This is a genomic window from Indolivaga alginatilytica, assembly GCF_003201355.1.
GTDB classification, from domain to species: domain Bacteria; phylum Bacteroidota; class Bacteroidia; order Bacteroidales; family Dysgonomonadaceae; genus Dysgonomonas_A; species Dysgonomonas_A alginatilytica.
In genome coordinates this window covers 47,374-74,318 of record NZ_QICL01000013.1, presented here as the reverse complement: position 1 = coordinate 74,318, position 26,945 = coordinate 47,374, and the positions used below count along the sequence as shown (strand labels likewise).

Sequence of the window (26,945 nt, the reverse complement as noted above, 5' to 3'; positions counted from 1 at the left end):
TCCTGATTTTGATTCAAAATAGATCAAAGTCAGGATTTTATCATTTTAACACTGGTGTCAAATCAGCATTTTATATTCAGTTCATTTAGTACCAATCGTATTTGCTCGAATGTAGTGATACGTGTAGGCACTAAGGGTAAACGAAGCTTATTTTCGATATATCCCATCATGTGCAACATCGATTTTACTCCCGCAGGATTTCCATCTATAAATAGAAGCTTGAAGAGTTCGCTAAAGCTATGATGTATAGTGAGTGCACTTTGATAATCTCCTTCTAGAGCAAGGCGAGTCATTCGGCTGAACTCCTTAGGAAAAGCATTTCCGATAACAGATATAACACCAATTGCACCTAATGTGATAAGCGGAAAGGTAATACCATCGTCACCCGAAATAACATCAAAATTTTCAGGCTTACGTTTGATTATGTCATCCATCTGGGCCATATCTCCCGATGCTTCTTTAATAGCCACTACATTACTAAATTCATTAGCTATGCGGAGTGTTGTTTCAGCAGTCATATTTACCGCTGTGCGTCCGGGTACATTATAAAGTATAACCGGTAGCTTAGATGCTTCAGCAATAGCTTTGTAATGTTGGTATATGCCTTCTTGCGAGGGTTTATTGTAATATGGAACGACAGATAGAATAGCGTCAATTCCCTCAAAACTATCGTTTTTCAACTGATCAACAATTGCACGGGTATTATTTCCTCCAACACCCAAAACAATGGGTATTCTTCCGTTTACTCTATGGATAACTGTTTCTACAATTTTAGTTTTCTCAGCTTCGGTCAGAGTAGCAGTTTCGGCGGTTGTTCCCAGTACAACAAGATAATCGGTGTTGTTTTGTATCTGATAATCAACAAGTCTGATCAGAGCTTCATAATCGACACTCTCATCTTCTTTGAAAGGAGTAATAAAAGCGACTCCTACACCTCTTAGATTAATTCTTGACATAAGTTCAATTCAATCTTTTTTCTTGTTGACCTTCTTTCTGAAAGTTGATGTAAAGATAACACAATTTTAACTAGTGTAAAATACTATAAGTCTCTTTTTCAGTTATAGAAGTATCAATTTGTAATATTACAATTATAACTATCTATCGTTATTCTATTTATCGAAGCAATAAAAAGGTGTAAAATTTTTATTGTATATGTGCCAGATAAATTTTCAACTGTTCGTATGCTTCGAAAAGGCTTTGGTCTTCTTCTTTGAGAATTATAAAATCATACAATTTCTCTTCTCTCTTTGTAAAACCTAAGCAAAAATTACTTTTGTTGCGTACAAGTAGAGATTTAGTATAATCATTTGGCTCTAAAGATAAATCGAGAAAAGTATCATATTTGAGATTATCAAATTCAGCAAGTATGGCAGGACGAATCAAACGTTTCCAGTCAAGATCCCTGTGAGTATCTATAATTCTCACATTAGAAGGCAGGGTAGGTAATGGTGCTTGTCCTTGTACCGATTTGGGTTTTACTGTCCATGGCATAACGTATTTGCCGTGTTTTTTCATATCCTCGATAATAGGAACCACCATTTCCCAATCCTGAATATCAAATAACACAACAACATTTTGCATTCTCTCAAAATTGAGAAATTTATGTTGTCTCTTGTTGTTCTTTAATTCAGACTGTATACTTCTCTGTAAAAAATAATCGAGCATATATAAATAAAGTGTTTAATGATAAACTTTAGAATTATAGCTAGCTATTGTAGTCATACTTGCCAAAGTAATAAAAAGATCTATGACCTTATTCTATCATTTTTAAAAACTCATCCTCTGTGAGGATATTTACACCTAGTTTCTGCGCCTTCTCTAATTTAGCAGGCCCCATATTAGCTCCGGCCAGAAGGTGATTTGTTTTAGCAGAAATAGAACCACTGTTTTTACCACCATTAAGGTCTATCAGTGTTTTATATTCGTCTCTGGAATGTTTCTCGAATGTTCCGCTTATTACAATTGTCAAACCACTTAATTTATTGGTCTGTTGATCTGTAATAGTTTCACAAGTTTCGAATTGTATTCCAAACTGACGTAATTTACTAATAATATCTTGATTTTCTTCTTTCCTGAAGAAATCAACTATACTTTGTGCAATGCGTTCGCCTATTTCATCGACTTCAACAAGCTGTTCAACAGTTGCTTGCATCAATAAGTCTATTGAAGGAAAGGCTTTAGCAACTTTTTTAGCCACTGTTTCACCTACAAATCGTATTCCCAGTGCATAGAGCACTCTCGGATAGGGTATGTTTACCGAATCGGCAATGCTTTGAATCAGATTCTTGGCACTCTTTTCAGCCCATCGTTCGAGTTCTGCAACTTGCTCCCATTGTAAGGTATACAGATCGGCTACATTATGTATGAGCCCTGCATTGAAAAGATGTTCGACTGTTTCGGAACCGCCCGCAATATCCATTGCTTTGCGGGTAAGATAATGTTCGATTCGTCCTTTAATTTGAGGAGGGCATCCCATATAATTGGGGCAGTAATAAGCAGCTTCTCCTTCGTCTCTAATCAGAGTTGTTCCACATTCGGGACATTCTGTGATAAATTCCACTTTAGGATTGCCTGCCTCTCTGGCATCAATATCCACACGAGTTATCTTAGGAATTATTTCGCCTCCTTTTTCTACATATACCATATCATTGATATGCAGATCCAGTGCATCCATGGCATCGGCATTATAGAGTGATGCCCGTTTAACTGTAGTGCCCGACAGTTTTACGGGATCAAGGTTTGCAACGGGAGTAATTGCTCCTGTACGCCCCACCTGATATGAAACAGACAATAGGCGTGTAACTTCTTGCTCTGCCTGAAATTTATAGGCAATTGCCCATCGGGGCGATTTAGCTGTATACCCCAGATTCTTTTGTTGCAACAAAGAATTTACTTTCAAAACGATACCATCAGTAGCAACAGGCAAGTTTTTTCGTTCGGCATCCCACTTCTTTATAAAAGCAAATACTTCATCTAAAGTGCTGCATTTAATTGTAGCATCCGATGTCTTGAAACCCCATTCACGTGCTTCTAGCAGGTTTTCGTAATGACCATTTGCAGGCAAATTTTCGCCAAGCATGTAGTATAAATAAGCATCCAGTTTACGAGATGCTACAATCTTAGAATCTTGTAACTTAAGAGTTCCCGAGGTTGCGTTCCTGGGATTTGCAAAAAGGTTCTCTTCCTGCTCTGCTCTTTCTTTATTTAAATCCTCAAATACTTTCCAAGGCATTAGTATCTCTCCCCTTATTTCAAATGAAGGGGGATAATTATTGCCTCTCAATGATAAGGGTATACTTCTGATTGTTTTTACATTGGCTGTAATATCGTCTCCTTTTACACCGTCTCCTCTGGTTACTGCTTGAGTCAGTTTTCCGTTGGTATAGGTGAGAGATATAGAAGCTCCATCGTATTTTAATTCACAAACAATTTCGAAATCATCGTTCAGGTCTTTTTTTACTCTATTGTAAAATTCCACCACTTCGGCTTCCGAATAGGTATTCGAAAGTGAAAGCATCGGATAGATGTGTTCTACCTGATTAAATGTTTTGGTAATATCGCTACCCACACGTTGAGAAGGAGAACTAGAGTCTGCGTATTCGGGGTGAGCAGTCTCTAGATCGATAAGTTCTTGCATTTTCTTATCGAAGTCAAAATCTGATATTGTGGGGTTAGACAACACATAATAGTTGTAATTATGTATGTTAAGTTCTTCTCTTAACTGGTCGATTTGTTGCCCGATAGATTCCATTTGTTGATATGTTATAATTCTCTTAGATTACAAAAATACGAAATTAATTAGAAATGCAGATGACTACTTAAAAACAAGTAGTTGCTATTAAATGTTTTTAGGTGACAATATCAACAGAAAAGGATCTGAAATACGATTTAAAGCAACCTTCCCATTGCCAATTTATTACCATTTTTATGCGATGAAATACCATGATTAAAGCTGCTCACATATCCTATCACCATACTCAAAAAGCTGTACCGGGGTAGTCGTTTCATAGTCACGGTGAATAATTACATTCTACTCCAAGTTTCTTTTCATCTAAACACATTACTGCATAATCAGACAAGAAATTATTACAATCAGACAAGGCTTTCTATCTCCTAAGTGATACCTTTGTTTATCAGAAAAGCCAATTCTCAGGTTGGCATTTGTTAACGAATCTAATACTAAATGAAGTTTTATGAAAAATCTAATACTGATTTTATGTTTGACGTGTCTGCCGTTTTTATCTTTGGCTCAAACGACCAAAGTTCAAGGTAAGATTATTTCGTCAGAAGATAGGATGCCCTTAATAGGGGCTACCGTAAAGGTTAAAGGAACAAATATCTCGTCCAGTTCCGATTTGGATGGTAATTATGTTATCGATGCAGACGCCAAAGCTACCTTAGTTTTTTCTTATATAAGCTTTGAGACAAAAGAAGAGTCGGTAAATGGAAGAAAAGAAATTAATGTTTCCCTTTCTTCTGATGCTAAGATTTTGGAAGATGTTGTGGTAATGGGGTATTCCAGCATGAGGAAAGCCGAACTTTCGAGTGCTGTTGTTACCTTAAAAGGCGATCAGGTAACGGACATAACTACGTCCGATATAGGTAACATGATACAGGGGAAAGTTGCCGGGGTTATGGTATCCAGCCCATCGGGGCAACCGGGGTCTACAGCTGTAATACAAATAAGAGGAACAGGTTCAATTTCTGCGGCTCCGGATCCTTTGTTTGTCGTTGATGGAATACCGGGAGGTTCATTCAACCCCAATGACGTAGAGACGCTTACCGTATTAAAAGATGCAGGGGCAACCGCACTATATGGTTCTGCAGCTGCCGGAGGTGTCATTGTAGTTACCACAAAAAGTGCATCAAAAGACCAGCCGACCAAAGTAAACTTCAAATCCAACATTGGATTAAAGAATGCCCTACAAGGAAATTTTAGTATGATGAATGGTGCTGAAATCTATGATGTACATGCTCAGTTATTTCCTGAAGCAATCTTACTAAATCAACGTCCCGAAGAACTGAGAAATAGGAATTTCGATTGGCGTAACGCTGCTTTTCAGACCGGTAATATACAAAACTACTATCTTTCGACCTCGGGAGGAACAGCAGGACTTAACTATTTCTCCAGTATAGATTATTATAAGGAAGATGGTACATTGAAAAATACTAATTTCGACAGAATTTCTGCGAGATTAAATTTGAACAGAAAATTGTATGACAATTTAGATATGAATATTCGCCTCAATTATACTGAGAATAATGGTCGCGAAGCTTCAAGCTACATTAATCTGGAAGGAGCATACGGAAGTATGCCTTGGGATAATCCTTTCGATGAAAATGGCAATCCCGTAAAAATTAATGGAGATAAACGTCCTGACAATGGTCAACCTTGGTATACTCAGGATAAACGTAATTTTTTCTTCAACGAACAATACAATTATGCCAAAAATAAGGCACAAGACCTCGTTGCAGATCTTCAACTAAACTGGAATATATACAAGTGGATGTCATTATCTACAACGAATCGTGCATCCAGAAGTAATTACAAATATTCAAGGTATATAGATTCAAGAACAATTGATCCCGAATATGCAACCGGATATTTACTAAATAATATTGGTCTGCATTCTTCATGGGGTTCTACTAATCTTCTAAAATTAAACCATAGTTTTAGTGATCACTCTTTGTCGGGTATGTTAGGTTTAGAATTTGGAAAGAGCGTTGACGACTTTTCATCCGCAGCGGGAATAGGTATGCCCGGAGGCATGGATGCACTTGGTGCAGCTACACCTAAATCTGTTGACGGACATAAATACACGGCTGCGTCATGGTCTGCTTTTGGTCAAATTCAATATAATTATATTAATAAATACTTCCTTACCGCTTCTTTTCGAGCGGACACTAATTCCAGATTTGGAAAAGATACACGCACAGGTTACTTTCCCTCCGTTGCAGGGTCTTGGTTGCTAAGCAATGAAGCTTTTTTATCAAATAATGATGTTATTTCTTTCTTAAAACTCAGAGCAAATTATGGAGTAACGGGAAACTCCAATATAGACCTTTTCAGGACAATGGCTGTATATACACTTAGTTCGATTACTTCGAGCTATCAGAATAATGTAGGAGCAGTAGCGGAAAGGCTTGCCAATCCCGATCTCTCTTGGGAATCAGCTTATATGTCAGGTTTGGGTGTAGACATAAGTTTGTGGAAGAGACTACATATAAATCTAGACGTTTATAATATTGATAATAAAGACTTGCTGCTGGAAGTGCCAAAACCTACAAGTACAGGCTTCTATAATAGACTTGAAAATGCCGGAAGCGTACGCAACAGAGGGGTGGAAATACAAATTAGCTCTGACAATATTAAAACAAAAGATTTTAATTGGAACACGTCTTTTAATATAGGTTTTAATAAAAATAAGGTGATGTCATTACCTAACAACGAAAGTTTCCTTCAAAAATACGGAACTACATCTATCGCTCAACAAGTGAAAACCGGTCAGGATATTTTCAGCTGGTACATGCCGAAATGGCTTGGTGTTGACTATGTAAACGGTGATCCTGTTTGGGAAAAATTAATCAGAGACGACAATGGAAATGTCATAGGAAGTGAAGGTACAAACGATTATGCCCAAGCCGATTTGCAAGTGGTTGGTAAAGCAAGTCCAAAATTTACCGGAGGTTTTACCAATACTGTTGAATATAAAGGCATTGGTTTATATATTGCAGGTAGCTTTGTTTATGGCAATGATGTCTATAATTATACCCGTGAAAAATATGATTCGGATGGAGCGTATTTGGGATATAACATGATGAACTTACAATCGGGTTGGATTCGCTGGCAAAACCCCGGTGATGTTGCAACCCATCCGAAACTGGTAATGAATGGGAATAAGAATTCAAACAAAACATCGTCACGTTTTCTGGAGGATGGTAGTTTTCTGCGAATAAGAAATATTACACTATCCTATAATTTACAGAAAACATGGATCGAAAAGTTGAAAATGCAATCATGTAAAGTTTTTGTTTCGGTCGATAACGCTCTAACTTTTACTAAATTCTCAGGAACAGATCCTGAAGTGAATATGAGAAAGGCGTCATGGAGCCTGCCCGGTTTATATTCTGAGAGCTATCCTGTAAGCCGACAGTTCATATTTGGTATTGATATTAATTTTTAAAAAGAAATAATATTGTTATGAGAAAAATAATACTACTAATGGCGGTGACATTGTCGATGATTTCATGTGAAATGGATTATCTGCCTAACGATAAGTTAACCCCGGAACAGATGGAAAAAGATCCATCGAGTGCCGAATACGTTACTGAAGGAAACTACTCCATGTTTAAAAACCAAATGGAGTATCAAAATGAAACATACAGCGGCAATACATATGTACGGCATTATTTTCAGATGTCGGAGTTTATAGGAGATAATGTCTGTCTTGCGGGACGCACAAGCGATCCCTTATATGAGGCTTTAACATATAAACGAGCAGCCAACCTATATAATATAAATTACCTGTGGTGGTGTAGCTATAAAATAATCAATGGTGCTAGCTCTGTAATAGAATCGGTTCAAGAGGGTGCTAGTGTTGAAACAGACCATCTTAAAGGCGAAAATTATTTTATTCGTGCCATAGTAAATTTTCATTTATCCACACTGTGGTCTAAACATTATTCTCAGGGACGTGACAATATAGGAATCGTAATAAGAAAAAGCTCGAGCGATACGGAAACAAAACGTGCTACAGTAGGCGAAGCTTACGATTTAGTAGTTTCGGATCTTGAAAATGCCATTAGATTGATGAGTCAGGGCAAACGTAGAGGAAATGCCGGCTATATTTCCAAAGAGGCAGCTCAGGGGTTGCTGAGCCGTGTATATCTATATATGGGGGAGAATGAAAAAGTAATCAGCGTTGTAAATGAAATGTTAGCAGGAAATACTCCCGATTCAAAATTAGAACCATCAAGTAGTTTTCCTAATTATTTTGCTAAGGCACTTAGCTCTGTAGAAACGCTTTGGGCAGTAGCTCACACTAATCTGGAGTCGCGTGGAGCATCTTCTATCGGTTCGATGTATTTTACTGCCCCTGGTCCAACAGGTGGCGGCTGGGGCGAAATTTACGCTTCCGATCCTCTATTGGATTTATACGAGAGAAATAAAAATGACTTGCGGTATGGCTTCATTAGTCCTAAAACAATTTCGAAAACCAATTATATGATACGTTGGGCTATTCCCACCGATGATGATTTCTATCAGAACGAATTGAGGGACGTTACTTTCGATGCAGGTGCAAATAAATATTATTTCATGGACGAGTCTTCTCAGATATATGTTGAAAAAGAAAAAGTGAACGGATACGAACAAAACTATATAAATTTCAAAGGAGAAAAATTAAGGGTAAGACTTTCTTTGAAAATGGAAAATCGTTACGGATGGCCTAAATATTTCGTTACGAAGTTTTCATACCAGGATGGTGACCCAATGCTTAGTTCACCCGTAATGCTTCGTTGGGGCGAGGTTATTTTGAATAGAGCCGAAGCATATGCCAAAACCAACAATACGGCCAAAGCTCTTGATGATGTAAATACCATACGCAAACGAGCAGGATTGTCGGGAAATCAGCTTTTTAGTACAACTAATATGCAAGGCTATTCCAATGTTTTGGATGTTGTTTTAGATGAACGAAGACTCGAACTCGCTTTTGAAGGACACCGTGCCTTTGATATTTATCGTAATAAACTTTCTCTCGACAGAAGATACTCGGGGGTACAACCTTGGGAGGTTGTTGAATACAGCGATAACAGATTACAATATTTAATTCCTTTAGATGAAATCACAACAAGTGGAATACCTCAAAATCCTTAAAATACATAGAATTATGAAAAATATCATTTTAATATCGAAATTACTTTTGTTGACGGTTGTATCATTTACCATATCATCTTGCTCCGATGATGAACCGATACAAATAGCATTGTATTTACCAATTGCCGATTTTTCTCACGAAGATTTTGACAAGAAAATTGTATTTACTGATAAATCGGAAAATGCGGATAGTTACTATTGGACTTTTGGAGATGGAGAAACTTCAACAGAGCAAAATCCGACACACTTTTATAGGACGAACAAGAAGTTTACGGCTGAACTGACTATCAGAGGAGAGAAAGGAAAAACAAGCTCAAAAAAGATGATTATTGATTTGTCGGATGGGAATTCTCCCGGAGGAACAGAAGACGTGAAGATTACTTTAGATGGAAACTTTAGCGATTGGTTAGCCGTACCTGCTTCTATGCTGGCAACTTCTAAAATAGCTTCGTATGTAACCGATTTAGTGTCGCTGAAAGAGGTTAAACTCTGCGGAAACGAAGATTATCTGTTCTTCTATATCAAAGCGGATGGAACCAAGTTTAATGTCGTTCAGTTTTATATTGACAAAGATAATTCGGAGGAAAGCGGTTTCTTGGGATGGTCATGGGCTAATATGGGTGCCGAATTCTTGTTCGAGGGTGGTAAAGCTGAGAATCTTGCTCCTACAGTGTTTGAATACGATGATGCAAAGGGCAACGGAGGTACCGAATGGGCTTGGATAGAACGCTATAAACCGGATAGTAAGGCAATAGAGATTTCTAATTTTGTAGCCGGAGAAAATAATATAGTAGAAGTAGAGGGTAGAATAATTCGTTCTTTTATTCCAAATCTCGGTCGGACTATTAAGGTAGGTGTTGTCGGTGTAAATGCTGAATGGGCACAATCGGGGTTACTACCGTCTAAACTCGAAGATGGAGGTTTAAATCAAGCAATGACTGTAAAACTACCATAAACTTATCAATATGAAGCTAATGAATATTCTGGTTTACTTCTCATTATTATTTATGGGATTGTCGTGCAATGAAGAATCCACCACTATCCCCCAAGAACCATATCTTGAAAAATATTATATTGAGAGTGGTAATGTTATAATGAATCCTGAAAGGGGATTTTATACTTACCGTGAATTTGTTTCGGGTAAAGCAACACCTCTGACAGCGGAAGCGGTTAAAGGGATTTATAACGAGGGGTACAGTCTCATATATACTGTTTACTATATGCCCGACTTTACGGATAAACTCATCTCAAACGATTATTTGCAGGTGATTAAAGCTAATATGGAGGCATTAAGAGCCGGGGGTTGCAAATCTGTCCTGCGGTTTGCTTATTCTTATGACCAAAAGCATACGCCATCGGATGCACCTTGGGATTGGACGAAGCAACATATTGCACAGCTTAAGCCTATTTTACAGGAATATGTTGATGTTATTTATGTGCTTCAAGCAGGTCTTGTAGGAACTTGGGGGGAATGGTATTATACCGATAACTATATCTTTGAACCTAAAACAGAAGAGGACTTTATACCACGAAAAAATGTAATTGATGCTTTATTAGATGCACTGCCTCAGGAAAGAATGATCGGTATAAGAACTCCCGGAGCAAAGATTAAATCATACAACCTTACTGTTGCAGATACTGTAACTGTATCAACCGCATTTAATGGTAGTAAGATGTCTCGTCTGGGAGGTCATAACGATTGTTTCTTGGCTGATAATGACGACCGGGGAACATACAATGGGGCTAACAGAGAATACAAACGTTTTTGGCAAAACGAAACCCGTTATCTGGCGATGGGTGGCGAAACCTGCCAGCCTTCGAGCTATTCGGAATGTTACAATGCCTTGGAGGAATTTGAGAGATACCATTGGTCATATATCAATATGGATTATCACGCATCTGTAATAAACGATTGGCTGGTGAATGGTTGTATAAACGAGATAAAAAAACGCTTGGGCTATCGGTTGGTTCTTCTTTCGGGTAAATATACAAATGAGGCTGGAGCAGGAGATGCGTTTGAAATAAATTTAAAGCTTAAGAATATGGGATGGGCATCTCCTGTTAATCCCCGAAATGTAGAAGTTATATTTATATCTAAAACAGATAATAAAGAAAGATATAAAGTAGCTGTTGATACGGATCCACGTTTATGGTATCCGAAAGAAATACAGGAACTTAATATTAAGCTTGGAATTCCTTCCAATATTAAACAGGGCGAATATGATATTTATTTAAATTTACCGGATCCTAAATCTACTTTATCCGAAAATAAGGAATTCAGCATTCAATTGGCAAATACCGATATGTGGGATAGTAGTACAGGGTATAATAAACTGCATACTGTAAAAGTATCAGGCTCTAAAGGTAACGCATATTCAAACGATGTATTGAAAGCATTTTAATCTAATAGATTACCCAGAGTGGGAGGGTATATCAAAAGAGATTTAGCACACAGAATACACTGATATTACAGATTTTTTTTAAACGCAAAGTCGCAAAGACGCAAAGTTTTCTTATGCACCCTTTCATTCTTTACTCCCTCTCAGTAGGAGAGGGTTGGGGTGAGGTGCCGAAATCTGTATTATCAGTGTATTCTGTGTGCTATCCAGACTTTTGAGACAGCTTCTTGTTATACTTTAGATGGACAATAAATAGGTCTGAGATTTTAAAATGAAACTATGAAAGGAATTGTGTTAACACTATTGGCATTATTATTTACCGGGATTACTTTTGCACAAAGTAATTCAGGTCTTTCCTTCAATCATCTTACACGCAATGATGGTTTACTGCATAATAATGTCACGTGTGTACGACAAGATTCCCTTGGTTATATCTGGATTGGAACGCATCGGGGTCTTAACAGGTATGATGGATATAAACTCGATTCGTACAAATACGGATCGAATGATATAAACTCGGTTTACAACAACAGAATATATTCTATTGAAATAGTTAATCACATTTTGTTTATGGCTACCGAAGCAGGGCTTGTTTGCTTTGATATTTGCTCCAAAAAATATATCAGCTATAATTCAACAGATAATGAATCTGCCTTCTATTCGCAAGTTGTTGACATAAAAAAAGATGGGAATAATAGGCTTTGGCTCATCTCACGGCAGAATACAGTGAGAGTGGTTGATATCTATAATAAAGGCAGGTTGTTGTTAAACCCTAAAGATATAGGTAAAGAAAAGGAATTTAAATCTTCGAAGGGTAAGCCTAAGTTCACGTGTGACGAAAAAGGGAATATCTATATTTTCGGGAAAGAAAAGCTTTCATACTATTTTAATAACAGCATGGGCGAAATTGTTTTTGGCGGATATGTGGTTGAAAATTTAGATCCCTGGATTCAGGAAATAGCAATGGATAATGACTGTATATGGGTTTGCGATGCAAATAAGTTACAGAAATACGTGCTGCGGAATGATCGCAATATGGTTTTGGAAAAAGAGATTTTATTTAAAGAATACAATATTTCAACATTTTGTATAGATAAAGAATTTGTTTGGATAGTTACCAATGATGGCTTGTTGAGAGTGAAAAAAGAAGGGGAGAATGCCGGCTTTATGAAGTATAGCAATATTCCGTGGGATAAAAGCTCTATCAGTAACGACATTAATAATATTTATATTGATAATAATGCAAATATATGGATTCCCAGTTGGGATAGCGGACTATCGTATACTAATAATGAAACAAAGTTCTTTAAGCTTATAAGGTATAACCCTGAGACTTCAACAACCAAACTGAAATCGGAGTTTATAAGTTCGCTCCACTACAACGATGATTATGTATATGTAGGAACTAAACATGGCGGTATTAGCCGGTTTAATACAAAGACTAAGGATGTCGAACTTTTTCTGTACGACAAAAGCCTCATACCTTCTGTCACAAGTATTATAGCGGATGGTAGAAACGTATATGCTGCTGTTTCCAACAGCATTGTTATTATTGATAAGAGCAGTAAGAAAATTTCAGAAAAAATAGTAGCCTCAAATTACATTTTCTGTTTAGCTTTTGATAAATATAACCGGGTATGGGCTGCTACTTCCGAAGGACTCGATTGTTTCGAACCATACGGAGGGCGTTATAAGAAAGGGTTTACGGTGACAACCTCATCTTCAAAACCTTTGTCGACAAATCTTCTACATAGTATATATTCGGATTTGGAAAAGAATGAGTTAATAATCACCTCCGCATCGGGAATCAATAGAGTTCTATTTGGTAAAGCCGGTACTATCGAGGATATTATTCATTATAAATCGCAGCATGGAAAATCAGGAAGTTTAAGTAGCGATTATTTGTGGCCAATCGACAAGGAAAACGATTCTACATATTGGGTCGGTTCACTGGGCAGCGGATTAAACAAGGTAATATTTAGAGATTCGGATAGTAAGTACGACTACAAAGCCGATTTTTTTGGTGTGGAATCGGGAGCACCTTCAAATGATATAGAAAGTGTGGAAATAGACAAATATGGCAATGTTTGGTGTGGAGGTTACTCGTTAACCTGTTTCAACCCAAGTTCTAAAAGATTCAATACTTTTGATGTAAGCGATGGACTTCAAAGCTATATGTTTGGAACTTCTTCTTCCTGCAAAGATGCTGATGCGAGTTTGTATTTTGGAGGAGCCGATGGTATGAATTATTTTACACCCTCCAATAATATTGATGAGACCGTTTCGCCTACCGTTTCTTTTTCAAGAATATATCTCGATGGAAAACCGGTAGATTCTGACATCGAATACTCCACTACTATCACTTTAAAACACTACAATAATAATTTCTCGATAGATTTTTCTCCTTTACTTTATAAAAAAGGAAAACACACCCGATACAGGTATAAATTAGATGGATACGATATAGATTGGAGATATATAGAAATGGGAGAGGAGCTCAAAGTCTCCTACCATAAAGTTCCTTACGGAGAATATACTCTTAATGTTAATTCGGGAGGATGGAAAAGCTGGGATGAGGAGATGTCTGTCATTAACATAACAATACTTCCTCCGCTTTGGTTGTCATGGTGGGCAATTACACTCTATTTCATTCTTTTGGTTACGCTCGTTTATTTTATCAGCAGATCATTAATTAAATGGTTGCAGATGAAGCAAACCATTGTTTTGCAAAAAAAACGTGAAGAGCAAAACGACGAAATCATGCAAATGAAGATAGATTTCTTTACGGATGTCGCCCATGAATTCAGGACACCATTAACTCTCATCAATACCGGAATTGCGGAAATAGAAGAATTATACACAGACGTAAAAAAAGATAAGTTCTTCGGGTTAATCAAAAAGAATAATAACCGTTTATTGAGGCTCATAAATGAACTATTGGATTTTTATCGTTTTGACATTAACGGGATAAGCCTAAATACAACATATGTATCAGTGGCTGATTATTTTAATCAAATATTTGAAGAGTTTTCGGATTGGGCACATTTGAAGGAAATCGAAATGCAAATCGAAATGCCTCCAAATGATATAAACCTATGGCTGGATGAAGAACATTTGAGTAAAGTAATTTCTAATATCGTATCGAATAGTATTAAAAATTCCACTAAGGAAGATGCATTTATAAAAATATCAATCTTGGTAGATAATTTATCAAAAGATGCTCCGTTCTTTAAATCCTCCTATTCCTATCTTGATAATTTGTATGGAGAAAAGCATCTGATAATTAAAGTTCTAGATAATGGAATAGGAATAGAATCACGATTTTTGCCTTTGATTTTTGAGCGTTTCTATCAAATAAGCAATAAATCCAATAAAGGTTCGGGCATTGGTCTTTCACTGGTTAAATCTATCCTGAGAATACATCATGGAGGACTAATTATAAGTAGTGAATTAGGCAAAGGTACTGAGTTTGTAATAGGAATTCCTTTGGATGGCTCTTATCTCAAGGAGATAAATAAATCAGAAATAAGTAAATTTAATAAAGAAGAGTCGCCATCCAGTTTAGTGAGTGAGCATCAGGAACTGAATAATCGGGAAGAAGTAAACATTACAAATAGTAATAAGCCTACAATCCTTTTAGTTGATGATAATAAAGAGATTTTAATGGTTCTTAAATCGGTATTAAAGAATGATTACAATATCCTGACAGCTTTGGACGGAGAAGAAGCTTTACTAATATCTAATTCGCACTATCCTGATCTTATTATTACTGATGTAATGATGCCAAAAATGAATGGTATCGATCTTTGTGCCGGATTAAAAAATAATCTGCAAACTTGTCTGATTCCTGTTATAATACTTACAGCAAAAGCCTTGATCGAAAATCAGATAGAGGGAATAGAGAGTGGTGCAGATGCTTATATTGCAAAACCTTTTGATCTAAGGTTAATAAAAGCAACAGTAAACAATTTGCTCAAAAAGGTAAAACAAATACAAGAATTAAATCAAAACAACACCTATTTAAATCAAGGTATAAAACAGAAATTGAAAGATGAAGAAACCTATCTCTTTTTTACAAGGTTTGTGGAATTAGTCGAAAAAAATCTTTCCAATTCCAGCTTCTCTGTCGATTTCCTTTGTTCTGAGTTAATGCTGAACAGGACAAGGCTGTATAGTACGATAAAGGATATAACGGGTATGACTTTAGGGCATTATATTTTAAAACTTCGGCTTGAGAAGGCTGCCAATCTTTTAAGGACAACTAATCTGACAGTCACAGAAGTAGTCTTTAGTGTGGGAATCGAAAGCCCGTCGTATTTCACTAAAGCTTTTAGAGCTCAATTCGGAGTTTCACCTTCTGATTTTAAAAATAAACATCATTGATAAATAAGCTCGCAGAGCTATTTGTTGCTTTGGTAAGTGTAACAACTGGAGCTAGTTATATTTGTAAAATATATCATTTAATACTTAACAATAACCATGAAGAAAATTATCTTTTTTTATTTACTCTTTTTATCGATAAATCTAAGTGCTCAACATACTTCGGAAATTGCCATATTGCCTAACGAAAAATGGTGGGGAGGAGCAACCAAGCAAGGCAGCTATATGCCCTATACCGAAAGTCCTGTGATTGACTTGAGATATGATAATTTCGACAATCAGACCGCACCGTTTTTAGTCTCTAACAAAGGGCGTTATATCTGGAGCGATGCTCCCTTTACCTACCAATTCAAGGATAATAAAATACATATTACATCTTCGAGCGAAAAAATAGAGGTGAGTATGGCGGGAAATACTTTGAGAGAAACTTACTTGGCTGCCTGCAAAGCCCACTTTAACCCATCGGGGGAAATGCCTCCACACATTTTGTTTAATAAGCCTCAGTACAATACATGGATAGAGCTTATGTACGACCAAAGTCAGGCGGGCGTGCTTGAATACGCAAAGAATATTCTGGCTAATGGATTACCTTCTGGAATTTTAATGATAGACGACAACTGGCAAAAGTATTATGGAAATTTCGAGTTTAAGAAAGAAACTTTCCCTGAACCCAAAGCTCTCGTAGATGAGCTTCATTCCAAGGGATTTAAGGTGATGTTGTGGATATGCCCTTTTGTTAGCCCCGATAGCAGGGAGTTCCGCTACTTGAAAAGTAAAGGATACTTAATCAAACAGAAAGGAACCTCAGAACCTGCAATGATACATTGGTGGAATGGTTATAGTGCGTGTTACGACTTAAGTAATCCGGAAGCTTATAATTATTTGCTCTCTACACTTAAAAATCTTTGTGAGGAGTACAAGATAGATGGATTCAAATTTGATGCAGGAGACGCTAAGATGTATAGGGAGGAAGATATTGATGTGTATGACGGAAAATCATTTGGAGCTTATCAAAGTGAACTATGGGCTAAGATGGGATTAGAATTTCCCTACAATGAATATCGTGCCTGTTGGAAAATGGGAGGGCAAGCACTTGTGCAACGTTTACACGATAAAACTTATTCGTGGGAAGATATACAGCTATTGATTCCCGATATGCTTTCACTCGGTCTTTTAGGGCAAGCTTATAGCTGTCCGGATATGATTGGCGGCGGAGAATATTCCAGTTTCCTTAACACTAGTTCCGATAGTTTTGATCAGCAATTAATCGTCAGATCATGTCAGATTCATGCCATGATGCCCATGATGCAATTCTCTGTAGCCCCTTGGAGAATATTAGACAAAAAACATTTGGATATGTGTGTCAAATTTGCAAAACATCATGAAGCTTTGGGAGATTATATTCTTTCCTATGCAAAAATAGCATCCCAAAAGGGTGAACCGATAGTGCGTTATATGGAATACTCCTTTCCCAATGAAGGCTTTGAAAATTGCATAGATCAGTTTATGTTAGGTGATAAATACTTGGTTGCCCCCGTTTTAACAAAAGACAATTCCCGAAAAGTCAAGCTGCCTGTCGGAAAATGGCGTGATGACGAAAATAAAATATACAAAGGAGGAAAAGAATATATGTTGACCGATATTCCATTGGATCGTTTGCCTTGGTTCGAACAAGTTAAATGAAGAATCGGAGGTTAATTAAATACTATTAAACTTTTAAACTCATCGTAGAACATGGAAGAAGTAATAAAAATAGAAACAAAATCGGAACGCCTAGCCTCAATTGATATTTTAAGAGGGTTCGATATGTTCTTTTTAGTAGGTGCGGGCGATATATTACGCCGACTATTCGGATCGATTAATTCAGATATGGTAAACCCTATAATGTATCAGCTTGAACACGCGGATTGGGTCGGGTTTACTGCATGGGATATTATTATGCCATTATTTCTTTTTACGTCAGGATTGTCGATGCCCCTGTCGTTCGAAAAACAGATAAATAACGGATTAACAAAATCCGAATTGCATATCAAGGTTATCAAACGTTTTTGTAAGCTTTTCTTTCTGGGATGGATCGTTCAAGGAAATTTGCTTGATTTAGATCTTGGTAGTTTTCATGTGTATAGCAATACGCTTCAAGCTATTGCGGCGGGGTATTTGATTACTTCACTTGTTGTGCTTAATACAAAGAAGCTTTCCACTCGATTACTCTGGGGTAGTGGACTGCTTATATTGTATTGGTTGTTGTTGATGTTTGTACCTGTTCCCGGATATGGAAGCGGTATTTTAACACCCGAAGGCAATTTAGCAATGTATGTGGATAACCTCCTGCTTGGAGGCTTTAGAGATGGCACTCAATATACATGGGTACTAAGCAGTCTGGGGTTTGGAGCAACAGTATTATCGGGTTATTATGCCGGGTATATAATGAAGCAATACCCCGATCCCAAACAGAAATTGATGAAATTATTACTTTTCGGAGCTGCTTTAATAATAGCGGGTATGTTACTGAGTTTGCAAATGCCTATTATAAAAAAAATATGGTCGCCTTCTTTGGTTTTATTCAGTAGTGGTATTTGTTTTATTCTTCTCGCTTTCTTTTATTGGATTACTGATATGCGCAAAATTGATTGCTGGTGGACTAAAGCCTTTAGGTATTTGGGTTTAAATGCAATTGCGGCTTACTTGTTGTACACAACTATGGGGCTTGATCTTATTTCGGAACATCTACTGCGTGGACTTCAACAATACTCTACTGATTTATTTCCATTTTTCATTTCACTAGGTCAGTTTGCTATATTGTTCTTGATTATAAAGTTTATGTATAAGCATAAAATATTTTTGAAAGTATAAAATAAAGGGAGTCAACGAGGGCAACCGCATTAAATCTTTGAACTTTGTCGTATTTTATCTTTAAGCCGGTGAAGATTTTATTAAACCGTATATGTCACCACATAATTATCGGTTACAATATATTGAATCTGAAATTGAAGATTGTTTTCGGTAAATGTTTCGGAAGCCTTGAAGCTTCCTTGCTGCTGAGGAGCAAATGGGTGAATGTGGAAGTTGTTCTTTAAGTCTATCTTTTCCTTACTTAATGCTTTATACATTGTTTCTTTGGCTGACCAGTGTAGTAACAGATGTAGTATTTCATTTTCGGAGTCAATGTATTCCAAATCTGATATAAAGCGGGAACGAACACGTTTTACTCTGTCGGAAATATATTCTATATCAATACCTACCAATGGAGATTGAGAAAGTATAACTGCTACATAATCTTTAGTATGCGATATGGATAGATTTATAGAATGATCTTCGAAATATGGTTTTCCGTTGGGATGATAATTTATTGTCTTTTCTTCATTCAAAAGAGTTTTAAGAAGCACTCTTACAGCTATTCTTTCGAATGTTCGGGCAGAAGAAGACACCGTTTGCGTAAAATCGACTAAGTCCTGCTTATTATTGAGTTGAGACAGTAGCAGCTCAGGGGCTTCTTCCATTTTCCAGATTCCCCACTTGTAGTTACTATTTTCCTCTTTATGAATAAGCATTGTTTTAATATTAAATAAAGGTCTTGGACCAATTTGACTTATACTTCGTGTTGTTGAATACTAGTTGTTACACTTGGCAAATGTACTAAATAAGTAAAAGAAAGTATTTAATTATATATTTTCAAATGATAACTTTCTTTAGTTGTTTCATCAATCAAAAGAATAAAAAGGTTTTAATTTTAAAAAAAGAGTCTTTAAGTATTAGATACTCAAAGACTCTTAAGCTGATTTCTATGAAAAATCATTTTTTGTGGCTGTATAACCACGGAACTAGTTCTTTATTTTGAAACACATTTACCCAACTGCCATGATTCACATCGGGATACTCGGTATATTTAACTTCGTTTCCGGCAAATTTTAAACTCTCGTACATCTGTTGCGAAAACTGTACGGGAACTACATTGTCTGCCGATCCGTGAAATATCCAAAGAGCTGTATTCTTCGTATAATATTGTACTTTAGAAATATCTCCACCACCGCATATGGCAAAAGCTGCGGCAAAAGTATTCGGCATACGCCACAGGAGTTCGTATGTACCCATACCTCCCATCGATAAACCCCCTGCATATACTTTACTTTGATCTATTTTTCCGGAGTTCAACCAATTGGTTATTAAGGAAGTTAAAGTCTCCATAGAAGGTGTTGCTTTATCCGAAAGTCCGAATGTAAATGTAGTGTGATTATTAAAGGTATGCTTTTCTACGTTTGCCCAATAGCTTGTGGCTGGACATTGAGGAGCAATAACTATGGCTGGATATTCGGCTTGAAAACTATTAATCAAGAAATCTTTACCATGTGTAAGTTGTTTTTCGTTGTCATCACCACGTTCGCCGGCACCATGTAAAAATACCAGAAGCGGATATTGTTTGGTTGCGTCGTAATCTTTGGGAAACATTACCTTATAGGGTAGGGTATAGCCGTTGATCATATAGCTTGCTGCCTCAAACTGTGCATAAGTGAGAGTGGAACAGAAAAACAAGAGTACAATGAATAATTTTGATTTCATATTTTCAACAGTTATCAGTTATCAGTCAACAGTAATTGGTTAGCAGTTAGCAGCTATTTGATAACTGTTAACTGCTAACTGACTTTATTTAGCTTCTCCTCGTGTCCAGGTCGATGTACTGTTTTCGTTGATGGCTTCAATGGCAAAATAATAAGGTTTGGTTCTATCCATACCCGCATAGTAATACTCGTTTACATTGTGAACCATAACGCTGCTATATAATTTGTCGGGTTCTATCCCGATATAGATATTGTAAGCGTAAGCATTTTCAACAGGTTTCCATTTCAACCATGCACTACGTTTGTCTGTTTCAGTGCGTAATACCATGAATTGTTCAACGGCGTTAGGTTTTTCACCTGCTCCAAATCCAAATGCACGAAATCCTGAAATTGCAAATTTACCGGTGGGCATATGGATGTTTTCAAGCTTTAGATAGCGTGCTTTAACAGGTTTTTCCAGTTGTACATAGTCATGAGGTACATCTGTTTTATTACTGCTTTTATCTATCAATACATCCCATTTTTTTCCATCTAAAGACGAATATACTTTATATTGATGGAACTTACCTAGAGTTTTACCCATAAATTCGGCATCCTGATCAGCATAATTCAATTGTACGGCATATACTGTCGAAACTTCACCTAAATCAGAGATTAGCCATTCTCCTCTATCGGCAGTTTTAGCACTCCAATAAGTTTTAATGTTTTCGTCTACAATATTATTGGCATAATGTGTGCTCAAGGTAGATGATACCAGTACTGGTTTGTTGTAGTTGAGAAGCATCCATCCTGTAAATTGGCTTTTCAAGTGGTCGGCTTCTCCTGTTGGAATATAGTGTGGATAATCTCCGAAAGTAGTATTACAATACATATTGCCTTCGCTGTCAAATCCGGCAGGCCATATTCCGATACGGCGCTCGAAGTTATTCTTTACATTGATAACCATAGTCGATGTATGCCAATAGTTGTTCCAACGGTCTTGGAAAGTAGCTCCATGCCCTGCTCCACGTATAAAACCTCCGGCTTTCATGCTCAAAGGTAAAGAGGCATGTTCAAAAAAGCCGAGAGGGCTATCGCTTACTGCATATCCATCTGCATAGTGGCTGAATTCAGTTCCGGGACCTCCCCATTGCAGGTAATATTTACCATCGTGCTTTGTCATCCATGCACCTTCCATAAATGGTTTAAGGAAAGTATTATCCATGTGTTCTCCGAAACGATGCCATCCTATTTTTTGATCATCCAGCAATAGCATCTCTTTTCGGGTTCCTATTGGTTGGAATGTTTTTCTGTCTAACTCGATACCATACAATGGGTATACATTGCTGCTGCCGTTGTACATATATAGCTTGCCATCGTCGTCGGTAAAGAATGCTGGATCCCATCCGCCAATGTCGAAATGTTCGACTGCTTTTTCCCATTTATTATTTTTAGGATCGGTACTAATCCAGATAGGGAATATACGAGAGTATGTTGATCCGAAAACAACCAAAGTATCACCCATTGTCCATGCAGCAGGAGCGCAAAGGTCATCCCATTTATTGGCTGTTTGTTCTACTGCTTCTTGTGTAAGGAAAGGACGCGATACAAAGTTCCAGTTCAGCATATCACTACTCCACCAATATCCACTTTGATTTGTTGAGAAAAGATAGTAATCTCCCTTGTAATTTACAATGGCAGGATCGGCGGATGTACGATGTTTTCCCCATTCGGTAAAGTTTGGAATCGGGCAATATCCGTAATCAATATTAATAGGGTTACAATATGTATTTTGCTGTGCATGGGTGTTTAGTCCCAAAATACAGAGCATAAGAAGTAGAGTGTATTTGAATATTTTCATGATGGTTATTAGATAAGTGATAAATACAAAGAGCCTGTCTTTGGAACAAGCTCTTTGTTGTGTTTATGACCTTATTTTAAAGAAGGGCTTCCAAAATTTAATTTTTTCAATCCGTTTTGAACATCAGGATGGCTCATGAATAGTTTCCAAAGCAATTGACTACGGTAGTTCTCTATCATAACAGAGATCGGACCTTGATCTATTGCCAGGTAACGTTGAGGATACCAATTGTCAGTTTCGCTATATGCATCATAGAAACCATATTTACCCCACATTTTGTCTCCCATAGAATAAAGGTTACGCATAACTTTCATTGACTCTTCGGGTGTGTAAACAATTGAAGAAAGAGCAGCGGTTGGGGTAATAACGCCATGATCGCCTCTTTCAGCTGGTTCATGAGCTGCATATCCGACAGTAGAATAACTTGCAGTTAGTCCCCATGCATTTTCGCCATATCCTTTAAAACCTTTAGGGTTACGAATGCAATATGCACGATTAACCAATGTGTAGTTTTTCATTTCTTCGAAATAGTTAGGACTATACTTGTCTTTTAGATCTGTTGGATTCAATCCTAAGAAAGAATAATGAGCCCAGAATAAAGGACCAGCCTCTGTTCCCTGGTAACGTAAGTTTAGTGTGATGCCTTCTATTGTATGGGGCTCTACTATTGCTCCGTTTTCAGCCCAGCCTTCGTGATATACTTCGGCAGGCACTCCGTGAGTTGGAGAAGCTGCTGCAAGAATGTAAGTAATAAGACATTCGTTGAAACCATGAATAGCAAAGTTCATTTCCCAAGAATGCTCAGGACTCCAGTGCCAGTATAATACATTTTTGCCATTACGGTGCCAGTTCCAATCTACAGCTCTCCATAGTTTGTCGATACGGGCGGCCACAGCTTTTTCTGTATCAGTTCCGTTTACATAATATTGATGAGCTGCCAAAAGACCTTGCATAAGGAATGATGTTTCTACTAAGTCACCTCCATTGTCTTTGTCGCTGAACCCTCTTACTTTACCGGTTTCGCCATACCACCAGTGAGGATAAACTCCGTGGAAGCTATCTGCTTTTTCCAAGAAAGAAACAATCTTGTCCATTCTTGCTACACCTTCTTCACGCGTAACATAGCCACGATCTATACCGGCAATGATTGCCATGATACCAAATCCGCTACCTCCTGAGGTTACTACATTTGCATCATCCAGAGGATATTCTCCATCTATATGATAACGTTCGCGAGCCATTCCGCTTGTTGGCTCTGCACCATCCCAAAAATAATTAAATGTACGACGTTGAACACTATCAAGCAGAGCTTCATCAGTAATTTGTACCGATGGGTTTTCCTTACTGACGTCCGTATTATTATTGGTGTTTTTACAATTTGTAAAGACCAATAAAAGACTAAATAGTATAAATGGCGTTAATACTTTTTTCATAAGATAATTTTCTAAAACGTATAAAAATAGGTCTATCTGTGAAATATGGAAAGAGATTGCCCGAATTTGTTCTGACAACCTCTTTCACTTGGCGTTATAGAGAACCTAAGAACAGTTTAATTTAAAGTGAATCGGGCTGTTTTGATATTTTGGCTATCACCACCAATCATTACATCAAAGTCTCCTGGTTCGAATACATATTCTAAATCGTAGTTATAGAATTTAAGTAATTCGGGAGTAATTTTGAAACTTACTGTTTTGGTTTCTCCAGCTTTTAATTCTATTTTCTCGAAACCTTTCAATTCTTTAACAGGGCGAGTTACACTACCCACTAAATCACGGATATACAATTGAACAACTTCTTTTCCATCATATTTTCCGCTGTTTGTTACAGTGATGCTGGCAGTAAGTTCTCCGTTTTGGTCCAATTTAGCAGAGCTAAGAGCAACATCTCCGTATGTAAATTGAGTATAGCTCAAACCGTATCCGAATGGATAAAGAGGCTCATTAGTAACATCAATATAGTTGCTACGGAATTTTTCGAACCATTTGCCTTCAGCTAATGGACGACCTGTATTTTTGTGATTGTAGAAAAGAGGAATCTGACCTACATTTTGGGGAAAAGTTGCTACCAATTTACCACTTGGGTTAACGTCTCCGAATACTACATCTGCAATTGCAGGAGCAGCTTCGCTACCACCAAACCATACATTCAAGATAGCAGGAACATTTTCATTTTCCCATGTAAGAGTCAATGGACGACCTGTGAACAATACCAATACTACAGGTTTACCTGTTTTTAGAAGTTCAGCCAATAATTCTTTTTGAACATCAGGAATATCTATGTTTGAGCGACTGCTTGCTTCACCGCTGAATTCAGAAGATTCTCCCAACGCAGCAACAATAACATCAGCATCTCTTGATGCTTCAAGAGCTTCATTTAGCAATTGTTCTTTGGTACGGTCATCTCTGTTTAATGTACGTCCAAACATAGTTGCATTTTCTTCCAGTTTAGCATCTGCCGTAAGGTTACTACCTTTAGCGTATACTACCTTCACGTTTTTACCGCCAACTGCCTGCATTGCTTCAATAACAGTTTGAGGTTTATCTAAATTAACGGCTACACTCCAGGTTCCGGGCATATTAGAGCGGCTATTAGCCAATGGGCCAACTACTGCTATTTTACCTTGTTTTTTTCAGAGGTAGAACGTTTCCTTCATTCTTTAGAAGTACGAAACTTTCTGATGCTATTTTACGAGCTACAGCACGATTGGCATCTGTATAGATTTCTTTCTTAGCACGTTTAGAATCCATATACTTGTAAGGATCTTTGAATAAGCCCAGTTTATATTTGGCTTCAAGTATACGGCGACAAGCTTGGTCGATATCAGCCTGTGAAACTTTTCCTTCTTTTAATGATTTAGCAATTGTTCCTGTAAACCCTTCGGCTACCATATCCATATCGATACCTGCTTTCAGGGCACGAGCCGATACTTCCTGTAAATCACCGATACCATGTTCTATCATTTCGCTTATTCCCGTAAAATCGGTAACAACAAAACCATTGAATCCCCATTGAGTACGAAGTACATCTGTCATTAACCATTTGTTGGCTGTAGCAGGTACGCCATCCACTTCATTGAATGATGCCATAACGCTGCCTACGCCTGCTTCAACGGCAGCTTTGTATGGATACATATATTCATTCATCATACGAATGCGACTCATATCTACAGTATTGTAATCACGCCCTGCTTCACCCGCACCATATAATGCATAGTGCTTAACACAAGCCATGATGTGTGTATTGTCCGAATAAGTGTTGTCACCCTGATAACCACGAACCATTGCTTTTGCAATCGCTCCACCTAAGAAAGGGTCTTCGCCACTACCTTCCGAGACACGTCCCCAACGTGGATCACGTGAAATATCTACCATTGGGCTGAATGTCCAGAATATACCGTCAGCGCTGGCTTCTATGGCAGCAATACGAGCCGATTGTTCTATCGCTTTCATATCCCATGTTGCAGCCAAGCCTAATGGAATAGGGAACACTGTTTCGTATCCGTGAATAACGTCCATACCGAAAATCATAGGTATTTTCATACGGCTTTCTTCTACAGCTACACGCTGTACGTCACGAATTTTATCAACACCTTTGATATTAAATAAACCTCCAACCTGACCTTGTTTGATCTTGGTTGCAATGTCACTGCTTTTGGCCTGACCGGTTGTTATATCTCCTGCACCCGGTAAATTGAGCTGCCCGATTTTCTCTTCGAGAGTCATTTTACTCATCAGATCGTCGATGAATCGATCCATTTTTACATCTCTTGCATTACTCTGCTGTGCTCCAACACTAATTGCGGCACAACAAAAAAGCATAGTTAATAGTTTTTTCATATCTATTATTTATAATGTGTATCAATAAATTTCAAAAGTAATTCGGGCTCATCGGTAGTAATATAATCGACACCCTGTTGTAGCAGATGTTGCATTTGCTCTTGGGTATTTACCGTCCAAACATTGGTTGTTAAGCCTAGCTGTTTCGCTTTCTCTGTAAGCTTCTCATCGTTATAAAAAGCACTATAATGATAATCTATTCCATCTACTTTGGCTGTAGATAATTCTTCCAAAGTTTTATTAGTTTCCAAGTATGAAATAGTTGCAGTCGGGTCTAATTGTTTTACATGGAGTAGGGCTTCGTAGTCGAAACTTATATAGTCAACCCAAGCCTGAGCCTTGTATTTATGAACCAACTGAACAGCCGATTCTGCAAGAGCCAAACTGCGCTCTTTTCCTTTTTGTGAACCTTTAAGTTCTAACACCAAGCGTGTTTTATTTTGTTGTTGTATACATTCAAGATATGCCTCAAGTGAGGGAACAAAATCTCCATTTTCTAATGGAATCTCCATCAATGTCCGGGCAGGAGTATCTTCTACAACCTTGCCACCTATTGTTGGATCATGAGAAAGAATCACTTTATTGTCGGATGATAGCCAAACGTCAAATTCGGCAGCTTCGCATCCTAATTCTATTGTATTTATTAATGCACTCATCGAGTTTTGGCTGGCTTCATGATTTTTCCATGCTCCTCGGTGAGCTATTACTTTGTTATGGATAAATTCATCTTTCACTAATTCGAAAGCTTTATTACCACAACTGCTTTTTATTATGATTTCGTATCTGAAAGGTGATGATGCAGAGAGTTCTACATCTGCTTTCAACCTAATATAACCGGACTCATCAATTAGAAATAAGTTTGATGTGTCTTTTGCTAAAGTTACATTCTCGTTATTTGAGGATATAAATTTTCCGATTACAGCTCCTTTTACATTGACTGGTATAGTATACTTGTCAAGAGTCGGTAATATTGTGCGTGCTGAAATAGATAAGCACGACATGCAGACTAATAGAAATGATATTGTTTTTTGAGCTCTCATGGAATTTATATAAAAATAT

At 37.4% G+C, this 26,945-nt stretch carries 15 protein-coding genes and 1 pseudogene; 7 read left to right on the top strand and 9 right to left on the bottom strand.

Annotated elements, in window-relative coordinates; translation table 11 throughout:
- Positions 1-62: 62 nt before the first annotated feature.
- The 3 genes from dapA to ligA form a co-directional block, all read right to left on the bottom strand.
- The gene (gene dapA, locus CLV62_RS11290) at positions 63-956 is read right to left on the bottom strand and encodes a 4-hydroxy-tetrahydrodipicolinate synthase (RefSeq protein WP_110310890.1); all 894 of its coding nucleotides are present in this window, start codon (positions 954-956) and stop codon (positions 63-65) included.
- Positions 957-1,143: 187 nt separating this feature from the next.
- Positions 1,144-1,665: a DUF6913 domain-containing protein gene (locus tag CLV62_RS11285; RefSeq protein ID WP_110310889.1), complete on the bottom strand. Its 522-nt coding sequence runs from the start codon at positions 1,663-1,665 to the stop codon at positions 1,144-1,146.
- Positions 1,666-1,753: 88 nt separating this feature from the next.
- A complete protein-coding gene (ligA, locus tag CLV62_RS11280; protein WP_110310888.1) occupies positions 1,754-3,751 on the bottom strand; it encodes an NAD-dependent DNA ligase LigA in 1,998 nt (665 codons plus the stop codon).
- A gap of 442 nt (positions 3,752-4,193) precedes the next feature.
- On the opposite strand from ligA, the gene CLV62_RS11275 reads away from it, so the two are divergent.
- The 7 genes from CLV62_RS11275 to CLV62_RS11245 all read left to right on the top strand — a co-directional run bounded on the left by CLV62_RS11275 (position 4,194) and on the right by CLV62_RS11245 (position 18,507).
- Positions 4,194-7,184 carry a SusC/RagA family TonB-linked outer membrane protein gene (locus CLV62_RS11275; protein ID WP_110310887.1) on the top strand — a complete coding sequence of 997 codons (2,991 nt, stop codon included), beginning with the start codon at positions 4,194-4,196 and terminating at the stop codon, positions 7,182-7,184.
- A 17-nt stretch (positions 7,185-7,201) separates the two neighbouring features.
- Positions 7,202-8,875, top strand: coding sequence for a RagB/SusD family nutrient uptake outer membrane protein (locus CLV62_RS21505; RefSeq protein ID WP_146212730.1), 1,674 nt, complete (start codon positions 7,202-7,204; stop codon positions 8,873-8,875).
- A gap of 13 nt (positions 8,876-8,888) precedes the next feature.
- Positions 8,889-9,830, top strand: coding sequence for a PKD domain-containing protein (locus tag CLV62_RS11265; RefSeq protein ID WP_170120048.1), 942 nt, complete (start codon positions 8,889-8,891; stop codon positions 9,828-9,830).
- A 10-nt stretch (positions 9,831-9,840) separates the two neighbouring features.
- Positions 9,841-11,277, top strand: a complete 1,437-nt coding sequence (locus CLV62_RS11260) for a DUF4832 domain-containing protein (protein ID WP_110310885.1) — start codon at positions 9,841-9,843, stop codon at positions 11,275-11,277.
- A gap of 276 nt (positions 11,278-11,553) precedes the next feature.
- A complete protein-coding gene (locus CLV62_RS11255) occupies positions 11,554-15,657 on the top strand; it encodes a hybrid sensor histidine kinase/response regulator transcription factor (RefSeq protein ID WP_110310884.1) in 4,104 nt (1,367 codons plus the stop codon).
- 96 nt (positions 15,658-15,753) lie between these two features.
- A complete protein-coding gene (locus CLV62_RS11250) occupies positions 15,754-17,337 on the top strand; it encodes a glycoside hydrolase family 31 protein (RefSeq protein WP_110310883.1) in 1,584 nt (527 codons plus the stop codon).
- Positions 17,338-17,388: 51 nt separating this feature from the next.
- Positions 17,389-18,507, top strand: coding sequence for an acyltransferase family protein (locus CLV62_RS11245; RefSeq protein WP_110310882.1), 1,119 nt, complete (start codon positions 17,389-17,391; stop codon positions 18,505-18,507).
- An 80-nt stretch (positions 18,508-18,587) separates the two neighbouring features.
- On the opposite strand, the gene CLV62_RS11240 is transcribed toward CLV62_RS11245, so the two are convergent.
- The 6 genes and pseudogenes from CLV62_RS11240 to CLV62_RS11215 all read right to left on the bottom strand — a co-directional run bounded on the left by CLV62_RS11240 (position 18,588) and on the right by CLV62_RS11215 (position 26,926).
- Positions 18,588-19,205, bottom strand: a complete 618-nt coding sequence (locus CLV62_RS11240) for a 4'-phosphopantetheinyl transferase family protein (RefSeq protein WP_110310881.1) — start codon at positions 19,203-19,205, stop codon at positions 18,588-18,590.
- Positions 19,206-19,446: 241 nt separating this feature from the next.
- Positions 19,447-20,211 (bottom strand): carboxylesterase family protein, encoded by a 765-nt coding sequence (locus CLV62_RS11235; RefSeq protein ID WP_110310880.1) that lies wholly within the window; start codon positions 20,209-20,211, stop codon positions 19,447-19,449.
- A gap of 84 nt (positions 20,212-20,295) precedes the next feature.
- Positions 20,296-22,050: a family 43 glycosylhydrolase gene (locus tag CLV62_RS11230; protein ID WP_110310879.1), complete on the bottom strand. Its 1,755-nt coding sequence runs from the start codon at positions 22,048-22,050 to the stop codon at positions 20,296-20,298.
- 71 nt (positions 22,051-22,121) lie between these two features.
- Positions 22,122-23,483, bottom strand: a complete 1,362-nt coding sequence (locus tag CLV62_RS11225) for a glucoamylase family protein (protein WP_110310878.1) — start codon at positions 23,481-23,483, stop codon at positions 22,122-22,124.
- 116 nt (positions 23,484-23,599) lie between these two features.
- Positions 23,600-25,868: pseudogene (gene bglX, locus CLV62_RS11220) on the bottom strand (beta-glucosidase BglX).
- Between the two features lie 23 nt (positions 25,869-25,891).
- On the bottom strand, positions 25,892-26,926 hold the full coding sequence (locus CLV62_RS11215) for a glycerophosphodiester phosphodiesterase (protein WP_110310877.1): 1,035 nt from the start codon (positions 26,924-26,926) through the stop codon (positions 25,892-25,894).
- Between the last annotated feature and the right edge of the window lie 19 nt (positions 26,927-26,945).